Annotated in this window: 15 protein-coding genes; 10 read left to right on the forward strand and 5 right to left on the reverse strand. The window is 58.8% G+C overall.

Features of this window, described 5'->3' with window-relative positions:
- The first annotated feature begins 21 nt into the window (after window positions 1–21).
- The 6 genes from JAB1_RS21820 to JAB1_RS21845 all read left to right on the forward strand — a co-directional run bounded on the left by JAB1_RS21820 (window position 22) and on the right by JAB1_RS21845 (window position 6968).
- On the forward strand, window positions 22–1170 hold the full coding sequence (locus JAB1_RS21820) for an MFS transporter (protein ID WP_070281714.1): 1149 nt from the start codon (window positions 22–24) through the stop codon (window positions 1168–1170).
- 156 nt (window positions 1171–1326) lie between these two features.
- Entirely contained in the window at window positions 1327–2172 is an 846-nt protein-coding gene (locus tag JAB1_RS21825) for an undecaprenyl-diphosphate phosphatase (RefSeq protein WP_034785863.1), read from the forward strand.
- A 6-nt stretch (window positions 2173–2178) separates the two neighbouring features.
- A complete protein-coding gene (recQ, locus tag JAB1_RS21830) occupies window positions 2179–4002 on the forward strand; it encodes a DNA helicase RecQ (protein ID WP_070281715.1) in 1824 nt (607 codons plus the stop codon).
- The gene (locus tag JAB1_RS29675) at window positions 4002–4523 is read left to right on the forward strand and encodes a hypothetical protein (protein WP_139144629.1); all 522 of its coding nucleotides are present in this window, start codon (window positions 4002–4004) and stop codon (window positions 4521–4523) included. Before recQ ends, JAB1_RS29675 begins: the two co-directional genes overlap by 1 nt.
- A gap of 18 nt (window positions 4524–4541) precedes the next feature.
- Window positions 4542–5519, forward strand: coding sequence for a LysR family transcriptional regulator (locus tag JAB1_RS21840; protein WP_070281717.1), 978 nt, complete (start codon window positions 4542–4544; stop codon window positions 5517–5519).
- A 162-nt stretch (window positions 5520–5681) separates the two neighbouring features.
- Window positions 5682–6968: a Glu/Leu/Phe/Val dehydrogenase gene (locus tag JAB1_RS21845; protein ID WP_034785857.1), complete on the forward strand. Its 1287-nt coding sequence runs from the start codon at window positions 5682–5684 to the stop codon at window positions 6966–6968.
- A gap of 176 nt (window positions 6969–7144) precedes the next feature.
- On the opposite strand, the gene galE is transcribed toward JAB1_RS21845, so the two are convergent.
- The gene (galE, locus tag JAB1_RS21850; protein ID WP_070281718.1) at window positions 7145–8164 is read right to left on the reverse strand and encodes a UDP-glucose 4-epimerase GalE; all 1020 of its coding nucleotides are present in this window, start codon (window positions 8162–8164) and stop codon (window positions 7145–7147) included.
- Window positions 8165–8313: 149 nt separating this feature from the next.
- Window positions 8314–8994 carry a tRNA (guanosine(46)-N7)-methyltransferase TrmB gene (gene trmB / locus JAB1_RS21855; RefSeq protein ID WP_070281719.1) on the reverse strand — a complete coding sequence of 227 codons (681 nt, stop codon included), beginning with the start codon at window positions 8992–8994 and terminating at the stop codon, window positions 8314–8316.
- Window positions 8995–9583: 589 nt separating this feature from the next.
- On the opposite strand from trmB, the gene dcm reads away from it, so the two are divergent.
- The 3 genes from dcm to JAB1_RS28915 are packed head-to-tail and all read left to right on the forward strand — an operon-like array spanning window position 9584 to window position 12619.
- On the forward strand, window positions 9584–10639 hold the full coding sequence (gene dcm / locus JAB1_RS28905) for a DNA (cytosine-5-)-methyltransferase (protein ID WP_071653387.1): 1056 nt from the start codon (window positions 9584–9586) through the stop codon (window positions 10637–10639).
- Window positions 10639–11511 (forward strand): FRG domain-containing protein, encoded by an 873-nt coding sequence (locus JAB1_RS28910; RefSeq protein WP_071653388.1) that lies wholly within the window; start codon window positions 10639–10641, stop codon window positions 11509–11511. The genes dcm and JAB1_RS28910 overlap by 1 nt, the downstream gene beginning before the upstream one ends.
- A 1-nt stretch (window position 11512) precedes the next feature.
- Window positions 11513–12619: a DUF262 domain-containing protein gene (locus JAB1_RS28915; RefSeq protein ID WP_071653389.1), complete on the forward strand. Its 1107-nt coding sequence runs from the start codon at window positions 11513–11515 to the stop codon at window positions 12617–12619.
- 342 nt (window positions 12620–12961) lie between these two features.
- Here the strand turns inward: JAB1_RS28915 and JAB1_RS21860 are convergent, their stop codons facing one another.
- The 3 genes from JAB1_RS21860 to JAB1_RS21870 are packed head-to-tail and all read right to left on the reverse strand — an operon-like array spanning window position 12962 to window position 15980.
- Complete coding sequence (locus tag JAB1_RS21860) at window positions 12962–13177, reverse strand: hypothetical protein (protein ID WP_070281720.1); 216 nt, start codon at window positions 13175–13177, stop codon at window positions 12962–12964.
- Window positions 13174–14214, reverse strand: a complete 1041-nt coding sequence (locus JAB1_RS21865; protein WP_254672210.1) for a phage portal protein — start codon at window positions 14212–14214, stop codon at window positions 13174–13176. Before JAB1_RS21865 ends, JAB1_RS21860 begins: the two co-directional genes overlap by 4 nt.
- Window positions 14215–14228: 14 nt before the next feature.
- On the reverse strand, window positions 14229–15980 hold the full coding sequence (locus tag JAB1_RS21870) for a terminase ATPase subunit family protein (protein WP_254672212.1): 1752 nt from the start codon (window positions 15978–15980) through the stop codon (window positions 14229–14231).
- A gap of 196 nt (window positions 15981–16176) precedes the next feature.
- On the opposite strand from JAB1_RS21870, the gene JAB1_RS21875 reads away from it, so the two are divergent.
- Window positions 16177–16965, forward strand: a complete 789-nt coding sequence (locus tag JAB1_RS21875) for a GPO family capsid scaffolding protein (protein WP_083299843.1) — start codon at window positions 16177–16179, stop codon at window positions 16963–16965.
- The last annotated feature ends 25 nt before the right edge of the window (window positions 16966–16990 follow it).

Below are 16990 nucleotides of genomic sequence, written 5' to 3' on the forward strand. Positions count from 1 at the left end.
CGACCTTTGAAAAGTTCCATCATGCATCTCACCGGCACCCTGCAACAACGCGCCACGCGCCTGGTCTTCTTCGCCGCCGGCCTCGGCATGGCCGCCTGGGCCCCGCTGGTTCCCTACGCCAAGTCGCGCCTGGGCCTCGATGAAGCCACCCTCGGCATTTTGCTGCTGTGCCTGGGCGCCGGCTCGCTGTGCGCGATGCCGTTTACAGGCATGCTCGCCAGCCGCTTTGGCTGCCGCAAGGTCATCGTCGGCGCCGGCCTGCTGCTGACCGCCGTGCTGCCCGGCCTGGCGCTGGCGGCCACGCCGCTGCAGCTGGGCCTGGTGCTGCTGGTCTTCGGCGCAGCCATGGGCACGTTTGACGTGGCCATCAACATCCAGGCCGTGATCATCGAAAAAGCCAACGGTGGCGCCATGATGTCGGGCTTTCATGCCCTGTTCAGCGTAGGCGGCTTCGCCGGCGCGGCCTGCATGGCCTTGCTGCTGTGGCTGGGCCTGACGCCGGCCTGGTCCTGCGTAGTCGTGATGCTGCTGCTGTGCGGCGTGCTGGGCGCGGCGCAAGGCCATCTGCTGCCGACGGCGTCCGCCTCCGGCGAAAAGACGCCGCTGTTCGTCATGCCGCATGGCGCCGTCATTTTCATCGGCTTGCTGTGCTTTATCGTCTTCCTGGCCGAAGGCGCCATCCTCGACTGGAGCGCCCTGTTCCTCACCACCACGCGCGGCGTGGAAGAAGCCAAGGGCGGCCTCGGCTACGCCGCCTTCGCCATCGCCATGACGGTAGGCCGGTTTACGGGCGACAAGGTGGTCAGCCGCTTTGGCGGCAAGCGGGTGCTTACTTTGGGCGGCCTGTGCGCAGCGGCAGGCTTCTTCCTGGCCGTGCTGGCGCCGCACGCCGGCCTGGCCATGCTCGGCTTCGTGCTGATCGGCCTGGGCGCGGCGAACATCGTGCCCATCCTGTTCACGGCGGCAGGCCAGCAGCACGCCATGCCGGCCAGCCTGGCGGTGGCGGCCATCACCACCATCGGCTACGCGGGCATCCTGGCCGGCCCGGCCGTCATCGGTTTTGTGGCGCACGCCACCAGCCTGAATATCGCCTTCGCCATGCTGGGCGCCGCCCTGCTGCTGGTGGCGGCCAGCGCGCGCCTGGTGGCGCCGGCAAAACAGGCTGCCTGAACCCTCCCCTTGCCTGGCGGGCGGCGGCAAAAAACCGCTGCCCGCCAGCGCCCAAATCGGCTCGACGGGCCTCCGGCATGGTAAGCTTCGACCCCGCGCACATTGCTGGCGCCACGCGGTCACCCCATCCTGCCACTTATACCCGTTTATACATCTATGGATCTCATTCTTGCGTTAAAAGCCATCATCATGGGGCTGGTCGAAGGTTTTACCGAATTCTTGCCGATTTCGTCCACGGGACATCTGATCCTGGCCGGCAGCCTGCTCGACTTTACCAAGGATGTATCGAAAGAAGTCATGGATGTCTTCGAGATCGCCATCCAGGCCGGCGCCATCCTCGCCGTGTGCTGGGAATACCGCCAGCGCATCGGCAGCGTGCTGACCACCTTTGGCAGCGAAGCGAAGTCGCGCAAGTTCGTGCTGAACGTGGCCATCGCCTTCCTGCCCCTGGCCATCATCGGCCTGGCCATCGGCAAGATGATCAAGCATGCGCTGTTCAAGCCGGTACCGGTCGCCATGGCCTTCATCATCGGCGGCATCGTGATTTTGCTGGTGGAGCGCCGCGCGCGCACCAATCCCGTCACCGTGCGCGTCAACTCGGTCGATGAAATGACGCCGTTCGACGCCTTGAAAGTGGGCTGCGCACAGGCGTTCGCGCTGATCCCCGGCACCAGCCGTTCCGGCTCGACCATCATCGGCGGCATGCTGCTGGGCCTGTCGCGCAAGACAGCCACCGAATTCTCGTTCTTCCTGGCCATCCCGACCCTGCTGGCGGCCACCTTTTACTCGCTGTACAAAGCGCGCGACATCCTGTCGGCCACCGACGTGCCCCTGTTCGGCCTGGGCACCGTGTCCGCCTTCATCTCCGCCTTCCTGTGCGTGCGCTGGCTGCTGCGCTATATCAGCTCGCACGACTTCACGTTTTTTGCCTGGTACCGCATTGTGTTCGGCTTGCTGGTGTTGGCCAGCGCCCACTACGGCTGGGTTGTTTGGGCAGAATAAGGCACTATGAATCAAGATCTTAATCAGCGCGCGCTGCACCTGCTGCAAACGGTTTTCGGCTACCCGGCCTTTCGCGGCCAGCAAGCCGACATCGTCGACCACGTCAGCCACGGCGGCGACGCGCTGGTACTGATGCCCACCGGCGGCGGCAAGTCGCTGTGCTACCAGATTCCCGCCCTGCTGCGCGACGGCGTCGGCGTCGTAGTCTCGCCGCTGATCGCGCTGATGCAGGACCAGGTGGATGCGCTGGAAGAAGTCGGCGTGCGCGCCGCCTTCCTCAATTCCACGCAGACCTACGAAGAAGCGAGCCGCATCGAGCGCCTGGTGCGCACGGGCGGCATCGACGTCGTCTACGTGGCGCCCGAGCGCCTGATGACGCAGCGCTGCCTGGACCTGTTCCAGGCCTCGAAGATCTCCCTGTTCGCCATCGACGAGGCGCATTGCGTGGCCCAGTGGGGCCACGACTTCCGCCCCGAGTACATCAAGCTGTCGGTGCTGCACGAGCAGTTCCCGGACGTGCCGCGCATCGCGCTCACGGCCACCGCCGACCCGCAGACGCGCGCCGAAATCGCCTTGCGTTTGCAGCTGGAAGACGCGCGCCAGTTCGTCTCGTCCTTCGACCGTCCGAACATCCGCTACCAGATCGTGGAAAAGGCGAATGGCCGCAAGCAGCTGCTCGACTTCATCAACACGGAACACGCGGGCGACTGCGGCATCGTCTACTGCCTGTCGCGCAAAAAGGTCGAAGAGACGGCGGAATTCCTGAACCAGAGCGGCATCCGCGCCCTGCCCTATCATGCGGGCATGGAGTACGCCAAGCGCAGCGCCAACCAGGCGCGCTTCCTGCGCGAAGAAAACATCGTCATGGTCGCCACCATCGCCTTCGGCATGGGCATCGACAAGCCCGACGTGCGTTTCGTCGCCCACCTGGATCTGCCGAAAAGCATCGAGGGCTATTACCAGGAAACGGGGCGCGCGGGCCGCGATGGCATGGCCGCCAACGCGTGGATGGCGTACGGCTTGCAGGACGTGGTGCTGCAGCGGCGCATGATCGACGAATCGGAAGCGGACGACACCTTCAAGCGCGTGCTGGGCGTCAAACTCGACGCCATGCTGGGCCTGTGCGAAACGCTAAGCTGCCGCCGCATGCGATTGCTCGAATACTTCGGCGAACCGGCTTCGCCGTGCGGCAATTGCGATACCTGCCTGGTGCCGCCCGTGTCGTTCGACGGCACGGTACCCGTGCAAAAACTGCTGTCGGCCATCTACCGCGTCGACCAGCGCTTCGCCGGCGGCCACGTGATCGACGTGCTGCGCGGCGTGGAATCGGAACGCATCAAGACCTGGCACCACGATGCACTGTCCGTCTTCGGCATCGGCTCGGACCTGGGCGAAGCGGAATGGAAATCGATTCTGCGCCAGGCCATCGCGCTGGGCCTCGTCTCGGTCGACCATGAGCAATACAGCTCGCTGAAACTGACGGACGCCTCGCGCCCCGTGCTCAAGGGCGGCCAGAAGGTGCAGCTGCGCCAGTACCAGAAACCGGTAAAAACCAGCAAACGCAGCACCAGTGTGGCGAAGGGTTATGTCGAGACGGATCTGTCCACCAGCGAGCAGGCCATCTTCGACAAGCTGCGCTGGTGGCGCGTGGAGACGGCGCGCACGCACAACGTGCCGGCCTACGTCATTTTTGTCGATGCCACCCTGCGCGAAATCGCCAAGGCCAAACCCACCTCGCTCGAGCAGATGCGCGGCGTGAGCGGCGTGGGCGAGAAAAAACTGGCCTCGTACGGCGACGAAATCGTCGCCATGATCCTGGAGATGATTTAATGGAAGATTTGATGGAAGCACTCTCGTCAGACCTGATCTATCAAGCCGTGAAAATTCTCGGCGCCCAGCCCGACGCCGAAGACGAGGTGGAAGCGCAAGTACGGTTACTGGTGCAGGACGATCTCACCGTGCGCCGCCTGGCCGACGTGGTGCCGGAAGCCTTCGGCCTGGTGCTGGTGTCGCACCTGCCCGGCGCCGACAACATGACCCTGCCCGATACCTTCTGCGCGCAGGACGAGGACGGCGAGTGGGTGGAGTTCCCCCCTGCGCCGCGAGCCGATCTTTGTCGTCGCCGCGGATATCGCCCAGCATACCTTCCACAACGGCCCGCGCGCGCTGATACAAAACCTGGCCAGCCGCAGCTCCTTGCTGTCGGCCATCAACAAGGCGTTGAATGCGGGCGGCTCGCTCGAAGGCACGACCCTGGGCCCGCCGTCCTTCTTCGGCCTGCCCGCCGCCCTCTATCAGCCGGCGGCATCGCCCGATACGCCCTGACCACTTTACCTTGCCTCTGCCCTTGATAACGGAATGCTGCCGCGATGGAAACCAAATGGCTGGAAGACTTCATCTCGCTCGCTGAAACGCATAACTTCAGCCGTTCCGCGGCCCTGCGCCACGTCACTCAGCCAGCATTCTCGCGGCGCATCCAGTCGCTGGAAAACTGGCTCGGCATCGACCTGGTCGACCGCACGTCCTACCCGACGCGCCTGACGCCGGCCGGCGCCGTATTCTACGAGCAGGCGCTGGAAATGCTGGGGCAAATCAACGGCGTGCGCGCCCTGTTGCGCGGCAAGCGCGCGGCCACGCAGACGAGCGTCGATTTCGCCGTGCCGCATACTTTGTCGCTGACCTTCATGCCGAAATGGCTGACGGCACTGGAAGAAGGTTTTGCGCCGATCAACAGCCGCCTGATGGCGCTGAACGTGCACGACGCCGTGCTGCAGCTGGTCGATGGCGGCTGCGACCTGCTGCTGTGCTATCACCATCCGCGCCAGCCGGTGCAGCTGGATCCGGGCCGCTACGACATGCTGGTGATGGGCCGCGAAACCCTGCGCGCGTATGCGCGCTGCGGCCAGGACAAGGTGCCCGACTTCGTCCTGCCCGGCAGCGCCAAGGAGCCGCTGCCCTTCCTCTCCTACACCAGCAACGCCTATCTGGGACGCATGGTGGAATTGCTGGTGGCAGACGCCAAGGCGCCCCTGTTCCTGGAAACCTGCTATGAAACGGACATGGCCGAAGGCTTGAAAATGATGGCGCTGGAAGGCCGCGGCATCGCCTTCCTGCCCGAGTCGGCCGTCATGCGCGACGTCAAGTACAAGCACCTGGCGCGCGCCGATGGCGGCGCGCCAGGCTGGGAAATCGAGCTGGAAATCCGTTTGTACCGCGAACGCCCATCGAGCCTGCGTCCCGGCAAGCAGATCGTCGAAAGCCTGTGGCAATACCTGGTGCAGGCGCAGGACGGCAAGGCGCGCATGGGCAAGCGCCGCAAACGCGCCACCGAGGCCGTCCGGTCCTGACTGGCAATCCTGGCAACACAACTATGCAATAAATGCATAACCGGATGCGCACAAAGCATTGGCCGGGGCATGAGGCTATCGCCTACGATGCGGTTCCGCTGCGCGCAGCTGCATATCGGCTGTGCCTCTAACGTATTCGTATTGTCCAGGAGCTTATCAAGCATGACCAGCAAGCACGCACTTCCTTCCTACCTGAATCCTGAAGACCTTGGCCCATGGGGCGTCTACCTCGAGCAGATCGACCGCGTTACGCCGTACCTGGGCAACCTGTCGCGCTGGGTGGAAACGCTGAAGCGTCCAAAGCGCATCCTGACGGTCGACGTGCCTATCGAGCGCGATGACGGCACCATTGCCCACTACGAAGGCTACCGCGTGCAGCACAATCTGTCGCGCGGTCCGGGCAAGGGCGGCGTGCGCTTCCACCAGGATGTGACCCTGTCGGAAGTGATGGCCCTGTCGGCCTGGATGACGGTCAAGAATGCAGCGGTCAACGTGCCATACGGCGGCGCCAAGGGCGGTATCCGTGTCGATCCGAAGACCCTGTCGCGCAACGAACTGCAACGCCTGACCCGCCGCTACACGAGCGAGATCAGCATGATCATCGGACCGAACAAGGATATCCCGGCGCCGGACGTCAACACGAATGAACAAGTCATGGCGTGGATGATGGACAGCTACGCCATGATCGGCGGCAATATGTCGACCGGTGTGGTGACGGGCAAGCCAATTTCGCTGGGCGGCAGCCTGGGCCGCCGCGATGCGACGGGCCGCGGCGTCTTCGTCGTCGGTTGCGATGCGGCAGCCAAGGTCGGCATGTCGCTCGAAGGCGCGAAAGTCATCGTGCAAGGTTTCGGCAACGTGGGCGGCGTCGCTGCACGCATGTTCGCTGAAGCCGGCTCGAAAGTGGTCGCGGTACAAGACCACAAGACCACCGTGGTGCATGCCGGCGGCCTGAACATCCCGCAACTGCTGGCACACGTGGCCGAAGTAGGCAGCGTCGAAGGCTTCCCGGGCGCCGAGGCATTCGTGCCGCGCGAAGATTTCTGGGGCATCGATTGCGACATCCTGATCCCGGCCGCGCTGGAACAGCAGATCACGGCCGAACGCGCACAAGTCATCCGCGCCAAGATCATCCTGGAAGGCGCCAACGGCCCGACCCTGCCGGCAGCGGACGACATCCTGACCGACCGCGGCGTGCTGATCGTGCCGGACGTACTGGCCAACGCCGGCGGCGTGACCGTCAGCTACTTCGAGTGGGCGCAGAACTTCTCGAGCTTCTTCTGGACGGAAGAAGAAATCAACAGCCGCCTGACCCGCATCATGCGCGAAGCGTTCGACGCGGTATGGCAAGTGTCGCAAGAGAAGAAAGTGTCGATGCGTACCGCGACCTTCATCCTGGCGTGCACGCGCGTCCTGCAGGCTCGCGAAGTGCGCGGCCTGTACCCATAATGGCTGCCTGAGAAAATGCCTGGGGCGTTGTTGCTTCGCCTCGCCGTACTAGCGTACTGTCTTCGGCTTTGCGCCTAGCCCCAGACATTTTTCAGGCGCCATTGGGTTGTTGGCACTTTTAAAAAATCCCGCCACACTTGCGTGTGAGCGGGATTTTTTGTATCTGTCGGGCTTGTTTACGCCGCGTAGCCTTGCGGGTTCTGGTGCTGCCAGCGCCAGTGGTCGCGGCACATGTCGTCGATGTTTTTCTGCGCTTGCCAGCCCAGTAATTGCTTCGCCTTGTCAGCCGAGGCGTAGCAGCTGGCGATGTCGCCGGGGCGGCGCGGCACGATATCGTAGGGGACTTGGCGGCCGCTGGCCGCCTCGAAGGCGCGCACGGTGTCGAGCACGCTGTAGCCGTGGCCCGTGCCCAGGTTGACGGTAAAGCCGCCCTCGGTGGAGAACAGGCGGTTCAGCGCGGCCACATGGCCCAGCGCCAGGTCGACCACGTGGATGTAGTCGCGCACACCCGTGCCATCCGGCGTATCGTAATCGTTGCCGAACACGGCCAGGCGCTCCCGGCGGCCCACGGCTACCTGGGCGATGAAGGGCATCAGGTTGTTCGGAATACCGGCTGGATCTTCGCCGATCAAGCCGCTGGCATGCGCGCCGACCGGATTGAAATAGCGCAGCACGCCGACTTGCCATTGTGCATCGGCATGCACGAGATCGGCCAGGATCTGCTCGACCATCAGTTTCGAGCGGCCGTAGGGGTTGGTCACGGACAGGCGCGACGCTTCCAGGATCGGCAAGGCTTCCGGGTCGCCATACACGGTGGCCGACGAGCTGAATACAAAACGCTTCACATTCGCCGCCGCCAGCACTTCCAGCAGGGCCACGGTGCCCGTTACATTGTTGTCCATATACATCAGGGGCTGCGCCACGGATTCGCCCACCGCCTTCAAGCCCGCGAAATGGATCACGGCATCGATGGCGTGTTCGCGCAGGACGGCGGCCATGGCCGCGCGGTCGCGCACGTCTGCTTCATAGAAGGGCACGCTTTTGCCGGAGATGCGCTCCACGCGCGCCATCGCTTCGCGCGCGCTATTGCACAAATTATCCACTGCAACGACATCAAAGCCGGCAGCCAGCAATTCGACACAGGTATGCGAACCGATGAAACCGGATGCGCCGGTCACGAGTATTTTCTTGGACATAATATCAATCAATGCAAAAAAGATAAGACTACCGTAATTCGCCCACCTTGCCTAGCCAGCGCACGATAGCGCGCGCATTAAAAAAGCCTGCGGCGTCGCCGCGGCAGGCTTGTTCTCGTGCAAACGGCACAGTTGGGCAAACCGCCAGGTTATTTCTTGATGAACACCAGATCCCACACGCCATGGCCCAGCTTCAAGCCACGGTTTTCAAACTTGGTCAGGGGACGATACGCCGGTTGCGGCGCATAGCCGTCGGCGCTATTGTGCAACTGGGGCTCGGCGCCCAGCACTTCCAGCATTTGCACTGCGTAATCTTCCCAATCGGTGGCGCAATGCAGATAGCCGCCCGGCGCCAGGCGATCGGTCAATTGCTTGACGAATGGCGACTGGATCAGGCGGCGCTTGTTGTGGCGCGCCTTGTGCCATGGATCGGGGAAGAAAACGTGGATACCGGCCAGCGAATTGGCCGGAATCATGTGCGTCAGCACTTCCACCGCATCGTGCTGCAGCAGGCGCAGATTCGTCAGCGATTCTTCGCCGATCAGCTTCAACAGGCTGCCGACACCGGGCGTATGCACTTCAACACCGATGAAATCCTTCTCCGGCATGGCTTTGGCGATATGTGCGGTCGTCGCGCCCATGCCAAAACCGATTTCCAGGATCACGGGCGCCTGGCGGCCAAACACCTGCTCGAAATCCATCGGTTCTTTGGCGAAAGGCACGAGGAACTGCGGCCCCAGGGTCTCGAGCGCGCGCGCCTGCGCGACAGACAGCCGTCCCGCGCGGGTCACGAAACTGCGGATGCGGTGTTCGGTCGGATCGTACATCATCGGCCGCGCCGGGCCGTTTGCTGGGGTATCAGAAGACATGGGAATGGAGAAATAAGTGGCCGCGCCGCATCAAGCCAGGCGCCAGCGAAAAATGGAGCGGGTGAAGGGAATCGAACCCTCGTCGTAAGCTTGGGAAGCTCGACAAGGAACTCAACAACCATGCGGGCTTGCGGCCCGTTTCTGCTCCGCAAAGGTGACATTATAGCAGCCACACAAGCAGCCATCCATGTGGCAAATTTTGTGTTTGTGGAGCACATTTTTCTCACGCGATTAGCTTACCGATACTGTATACTCGATCAAACTTGTATTACATTAAGCCGCCAGCCATCAGGTTCGTGGCTTTTTTACTTTTGTGATTACGAGAGCCTTACTCTGGAAAATGTGAAATTTCGAATTGGGAAATTTGACATATATGAAGTTCATCAATCCGGTGACTCCCAAGTTTTCATAGTGCAGCAGTAAGCCACAAATCAGCAAAACCAGTACTTTGCCTATGAATGCCTTTCAGGCCAATGGAGCGATGTTTTTTTGCCATTAGGATCTTTGCACTCGTGTTACTATTTCAGCAGTGCAATGACTGGCGTATGCAATGAGAACTTTCCCGGATAGCGACTTGCCATTAAATAAAATACAACAAAATGAAGCCTCGACAGCAAAAAATTTGCCTTTCGACGTCGTATCTTTTTTTGCCGGGTGCGGAGGACTTGACCTGGGTTTTCAAGGAGGCTTTAAGTATGGTAAAGAAAATTTTAAAAAATTACCTTTTAAAATTGTTAAAGCATACGACATAGAAGAAGCCTGCAATACTACATATAGCCTGAATATTGGAAATCATTTTGAAGTTGCAGATTTGGCAAATGCAGACGTAAAATTAATGCCGAAAAGCGACGTTTTAATCGGTGGATTTCCTTGTCAAGAATTTTCAATATGCGGACCAAAGGGTGGATCTGACAGCAAACGTGGCGCGTTATTTCGAGCCATGTCTCGGTATGCTAAGCAGCATAAGCCAATGTTAGTCATTGCGGAAAATGTGGCTCATATCTTAAGAATAAATAATGGAAAAGATTTAGAGACAATTTATCGCTCCTTTAGTCAGGCAGGGTATAGGCATATTTTATGGAAAGTGTTTGCCCCTGATTTTGGAATACCGCAAGCGCGGGATAGAATAATATTTGTTTTTGTCCGGAAAGACATTAAAATTGATCCGATTCAACCTAAGGCAACTCATATAGGAAAGCACCGTTCTGTAGAGTGGGCAATAGGAGATCTTATGACGATTGATGATGAAAGCGTAGCCAATCAGAGCCAATATTTTAAAGCTGGATTGGCAAAATCTGGAAATGGGCAAGGTGATGAAATAAGTCCACGCAATGCTCCTGGTTATACTGTTCGCGCAAATGCAAAGTCAAGAGTTCAGTTTCATTACGAATTAAAACGTCGCTTGACGATTCGTGAGTGCGCACGATTACAAACTTTCCCCGACAACTTTGTTTTTCCACACGCTGCAACAACAAATATTCGACAGATTGGAAACGCCGTCCCGCCCATCTTAGGCCATGTCGTAGCAAATTCTATTCAAGAATTCCTATCTCGGCCAGAATTAAAGAAAATTCGTGATGAAAAAGAGCCAGGAGGAAAGATTTAATGGGTAAGCCAAAAGAAGTGCACGTTGATTCGCTAACGGCCTTCACTAAACAAATTGAAACTTTACTTAACAAAGCAAGTCTTGCACATGGGGCAGGTGCCTACGATGGCAATTGGTATAGAGGTGTTGGGGCTGCAAATTCACATTCTCTAGGTCCAACTCTATACCGACATCCGAAAACAGTTGATATAACTCAACTCTTGATTTTGGAACGGCGCATGATGGAGGACTTCGAACGCCAAAATGTCCTTCATACAGCAGCCAGTGCAACAGCTGTATCACACAATGATCTAAGAACACTGTTTTATATGCAGCACTATCAAGTACCGACTAGGTTACTTGATTGGTCAAGCAACCCTTTCATATCTCTATATTTCGCATTAAGTAGCGCACGCATTGACGAAAAGACAGGAAAGTTTCCGGAAGATGCTGCAGTATGGGTTCTTGACCCCGTGTCCTGGAATCGAATTGCCCTTGCGCACTCTTCACACGGGGACAGTGGACCTCTGTCGGAAAGTACAGCAGCAACGAACTACGGCCCACGTAAAGTAATTAACAACGTTCTTGAGCCAACCGGGCTAGCCACCCTGAACGAGAGACCTGCGGCCATACTTGGCGCTTCAAATAATGCTAGGATGTTTGCTCAACGAGGTGTCTTTACAATTTTTGGCAAAGATACAACACCGATGGAGCAGCAGTTTGATACGAATAAGTTCCCGCTTGGAAGTCTCACAAAAATTGTGATTGATAAAGATAAAATTTCCGAACTTTTAACATTGCTTTTGCGTATTGGATATACCGATTCTGTCTCATATCCAGATCTACACGGGCTAGCTATGGAAATTAAGCGTTTTAGAGGATTCAGGGTCTAATATGTTTAAAGTCGAACCTTATGAAGAAAGAAATTTGCGCTGGTGGTATGAACAATACCTAAGCGGTCGAATTGACATGGCTCCGCCATATCAGCGAAAAAGTGAGATTTGGAGCAAGTGGAAACGTGCTCATCTCATCGATTCCATATTAAATGATTTTGACGTACCAAAATTTTATGTCGCTACATCTGTAGAGCATCATTCTGCACGAATGAAAAAACAGACAAAAGCGCTTTCAATCATTGATGGCAAACAACGGATGCAAGCCATTTTTGATTTCTTTGCTGATGAAGTTCCTTTAAATGCTTCATTTGTTCTGGATGGTCATCCAGATCTAAATATGGCTGGCCTCAAATACTCTCAGGTGAGTACTAAAGCTGCTTGGCTAGTCGAAAAAATACAGAATTTCACGCCATCCGTCATGAACGTACTTACTGACGAACCGCATAAAATTGAAGAACTATTTGTACGTTTAAATAGTGGAGAAGCTGCAAACGGTTCCGAACGTCGAAACGCGATGAAAGGCCCGATCCCACCGATCTTAAGAGACTTGGTTTTACACCCATTTTTTCAGCGGAAAATTAAATTTGGAACTCAACGCATGCAGGAGCATAACCTTGCTGCAAAGTTGTTACTAATTGAGTTGAGAGAAGGATTCGTTGACACAAAATCAAAAAATCTAAATGATTTGGCTGAGTCAGCGGCAAAATGGGAAGAAGACAATCCGGGAAAGGTTAATACTGAAATTGATCCCTATGCACGCGCAAGAGATAAAGTAATACAAGTTTTAGATCTTTTAGCTAAGGAATTTAACGACAAAGATCCATTACTAGCATCACAAGGAAGCATTCCTATTTATTACTGGGTTGCACGAGAAATGCCTAAAAAGGTTAATGAACTTAGAGATTTTATAGAAGAATTTACTAAGGAAGTTAAGGAAGCATTTAATGTGCAAAAAATAGATCCGGCTGCAGCAGATCCGGAATTGGTTTCCTACTATACGATGTCTAGAACAACCAATGATCAGGCTAGCTTAGAAGGTCGGTATAAATTGCTAATGAGGCACTTCATAAAATATCGTGATCCAAATAGCATTAAGAGGCGCTAACTAAGAATGTCCTGTGCATCCCCTAAGATGGTGGAAAATATGACGTTTACTGAGTCAAAATGCGTCAAAACGCATCTGCCATCTTTGAGGGCACGCGCCAGTCCTCATGCGCCTTTGGCCATGGCGCAAATTTGAGTCAAAAGAGCCCTATATAGCGGGCAGGTGTGGAGGGGGGACAACTGCGCGCGCCGCGCCGAAATGGGCTTTTTTCTTGCCTTTGGCGCAACATCAATCGTCGGGACGTGAAAAAGCCGCCTCGTGGGCGGCTTGTGCGGTGGCTGGGGCGCGCTGGCGCGGCGAGACTGTCGCGGCCCTGCCCTACCGGCTATCGCGGCGTGGCGCTCATCCTGCCCGGCCGGCGCGCGCCTTGGCCGCCTGCTCCTTGTCGTAATCGTCGCGGCAGTCCACGCCGCAGAACAGCAGCGCGGGCGCCAGCGCCTCGTCGCAGTAATGGCAGCAGCCATGCGCCACCAGGGCGGGCCGGCCGCGCACGGCGGCCAGGCCACGCGCCACTTCGGCAAAGATGATCTTGTCGGTGTTGTCGACATGGTCGCTCATTGCGCGCCCTCCCCGCCCTTGGCCAGGTCATACGGGGCGAAACGCACCACTTCCACGCCGGCCCACTCGTTGATCGCTTCGAACTGCGCCTGCAGCGGCACCAGCTCATTGCGCGCGAAAACGCGCGCGGCCGGCTCGACGGCGCCGAAGCCGCCGGCATTGTTCGGCAGGATGCCCATGAGCTGGGGCGGCACGCGGTGCGCGGCCAGCTGGTCGTCGCGCGTGACGCTCTTGATGTTGAAAAACTCGTCCTTGGCTGCCACGTCCGACACCGGCAGAATCTGGATGCCATCCTTCTTACCGTTCGGCGCGTACATGAACAGGTTGCGGAAGTTGCCCGGCCCCTTGCTGTCGCGCATGGCCTGGCGCAGGTTGTCCACATCCTGCGTGTTGGCGGCGGCGTCCGTCATGTAGAACACGAAACCGGCGTGCGAGCCGTTCTTGTAGTACTTGCGGCGGAACAAGGTGGCCGCCTCGTTGAGCCAGGCCGATTGCAGCGCGCTCAGGTACTGCGGCACGCCGTACAGCTCCTGATTCACGTCCGGTTCCATCAGGTGGAAGACGCTGCCCTTGTCGAACTGGTGTACGGCCTGGTAGCCATTGATGAAGAAATAGGTATCCAGATCGACGCCGCGCCGCATGTACTTGGCCAGCGCGTGCTGGTACGCCAGCGCCTTGCCACTGCGGCTGGGCCGGTCCTCCAGGTAGGCATTGCCGAACGTCAGGAAGTCCAGCGCCATGCGCTTGAAGGCGTCGCGCGACAAATACTTGCTGGGGATCAGCGTAGACGCCAGCACATTGGCCTTGAAGTGGATCGCGCTGCTGTGGTGCACGCCGGCATTGAAGGACTTGGCCAGGCCCGCCAGGTTGACGGGCGGCTCGTACCAGTGGCCGTTCTTCCAGCATTCGAAGCAGTCGAGAATGTCGGCGTGCTCGAGCACGGGCGTCGGATCGCCGAAGGAAAACGCCTCGATGCCGGCGGCGGCCGGCGCCGTGGCCGCTGTTGATGGCGCGCCCTGGGCCTGCCGGCCGCGCAAGTGTCGTGCTTTGCTCAAGAATAAATCTCCATGAAAGAGTGGTGGTTGTCGGTGGTGCCTTCGAAGGGCTCGTGATCGAGGGCGTGCATGCAGGCCCACGCCAGATCGGCGTGGCCGGTTTCATCGCTGCGGCCGGCGACATAGGTCACGTGCCGCCCGCTGGGGGTGAGGGTCTTGTGGATGGCCATAAAGGATTGCGCGATGTCGGTCCAGCCGGCGTCAAACTCCAGCCGGCCCTTGCTGATGATGTTTTTCGCCTTCAAGACCATGCGGGTTTTGACTTCGGGCGAGTAGTTCAGCGGCGTGACGGCCGGGAAGAAGCCGCGCACGATGGGCAGCACGCCGATGCCCATGCCGGTCGTGTCGATGCCGATGTATTCGACGTTGTAGCGCTGCGTCATTTGGCGGATAGCGTCGGCGTGGTCTTCAAAGCTCTGCCCGCGCCACTGGTGGCGCTCCAGGATGCGGAACTTGCCGCCGGCCGTCATGGGCGGCGCCAGCACGACGCAGCCGGCGCTGTCGCCGTTCAAGGCCGGGTCATAGCCGATCCATACGGGCCGGTTGCCGAACGGGCGCAGGCCCAGCAAGGGCTTGTAGTCGTCCCATTCCACCCAGGAATCGACCATGCAGCGCTGCAGCTCGGCCAGGGGAAAGACCGAGGCCGAGTCGTCGATAAAGTTGCACATCAGCAGGTTGTCGAACTGGTCGGGGCTGTATTCGAAGTTGCGCAGCTCGTCGATGTCGAACAGGTTGCAGCCGCCGCGCTCGGCGTCCAGGATGGTGACGATCTGGCGCCAGATTTTGTCCTCGCCCGTAAAACCCGACGACAGGCGGCCATGGCTCACATCGATATTCACCTGGTCGGCCTTGGCCCGGCGCTTGTTGAACAGCTCCCCCGTCCAGAACGGGTAGGCTTGGTGCGTGGTCGAGGATGGCGTGGAAAAGTAGGTCTTGCGCCACTTCTTGTGGATGGCCATGCCCGAGGCCACCTTGTTGAGTTCCTGGAAGTTCTGTGTCCAGAAGAATTCATCGAAGTAGAAATTGCCGTGGTAGCCCTGCGCCGTGCGCGCATTCGTGCCCAGGAAATACAGGTGCGCGCCGTTCGGCAACACGATGGGATCGCCCGTCAACTCAATGCCGGCCGCCTCGCGCGCGAATTGCACGATGTATTGCTTGAAAACGTGCGCCTGGCTTTTAGAGGCGGACAGGAAGATTTGATTGCGGCCCGTCGCCATGGCGTCGGCCAGCGCCTCGCGGGCGAAGTACCAGGTGGCGCCGATCTGGCGGCTTTTGAGGATGGCGCGCGTGCGCTGGTCGCCGTTGCGATACCAGACCTTCTGGTAGTCGAAGAGCGAATCTTGGAAGGCGTCGAGCAGCTGAATTTTCTGTTCTTCGCTAAAATCGTTGCGGGTCGGTTTCTTCTTCGGGCCGGCATTGCGGTTCGCCAGCTTGGGGTTGAGATCGACCTCGTTGCCGCCCGGCTGCTCATAGCGGCGCACGCGCGCCATCTGCACGATGGTGCGCGCCAGCAAGTCAATTTCCTTGTAATCGCTGCCGCTCTTGACCTCCTTTTCGATCAATTTCACCAGGCGCAGCTCGGCCGATGCCTCGACGTGCTCGATGGCCTGCGCCTTGTCCCATTCGTCGCGCAGCTTCCAGCTATTGATGGTGCTGCGCTTTAGCCCTAAGTGTCGGGCGATGGACGAAATGCGCCAGCCCTTCCAGTACAGGGCGCGCGCGGCGCGTCGTGGCTCGGATTCGGGCATGGCCAGTTCACCGATGATTCCATCGACGGTTTGTTCGCTTGTTTTCTCGATTGTCAGCATGCCGCCAGCGTAGGCCGCGCGCGCGCGGAGCGGGGAAAGGCAAAGGTCGCTATGGCCCATAGCAACCCGCACCGCATTGAATCGCGGCGCCAAGACGTTGACCATGGCGTTATCCGATCAACCGAGAACGCCCACCATGTCCAAATCGAAATTTTTCCGCGTCGCCACCGAAGGCGCCACCACGGACGGCCGCAACATCGACCGCGCCACCATCGAGCAGATCGCCGCCACCTACAACCCGAAGACCTACGGCGCGCGCATCTGGCTGGAACACATTCGCGGCATCCTGCCCGACAGCCAGTTCAAGGCTTACGGCGATGTGATCGCGGTGAAAGCCGAGGAAGTGGATACCGACAGCGGCAAGAAACTGGCCCTGTTCGCGCAGATCGAACCCACGCCGGAACTGGTAGCCATTAACAAGGCGAAACAGAAGCTGTACACCAGCCTGGAAATCCAGCCCGACTTTGCCGACTCGTCGCAGCCCTATCTGGTCGGCCTGGGCGTCACGGACAGCCCGGCCAGCCTGGGCACCGAAGCGCTGCAATTCTCCGCCAGCCGCAAGCAGCAGAGCACCAACCTGTTTACCTCCGCCGTCGAGGTCACGCTGGAATTTGACGAGCCGCAGGGCATCAAGCTGGCCGACGCCGTGAAAAACCTGCTGTCGCGCTTCTCCAATAAATCCGGCGCCGACGCCGCGCAGTTCGCCGACATCAGCGAAGCCGTGCAGGAGCTGGCCGGCCACGTCGTCACCGCCAACGACAACTACACGGGCACCCTGGCGCGCCTGGAAAAAACCGAAACGGCATTAAAGGCCACGCAGGACGAGCTGGCCGCCTTCAAGGCGCAGATGGACGAAGCACCCGGCAACGGCCCGCGCCGCCCGGCCGCCACCGGCAACGACGGCGCCGTGCAGACCGAGTTTTAAGCGCCCCTGCCCTTTCTTCCCCCCA

It is taken from the genome of Janthinobacterium sp. MP5059B (assembly GCF_001758645.1).
Classification (GTDB): Bacteria; Pseudomonadota; Gammaproteobacteria; order Burkholderiales; family Burkholderiaceae_D; genus Janthinobacterium; species Janthinobacterium lividum.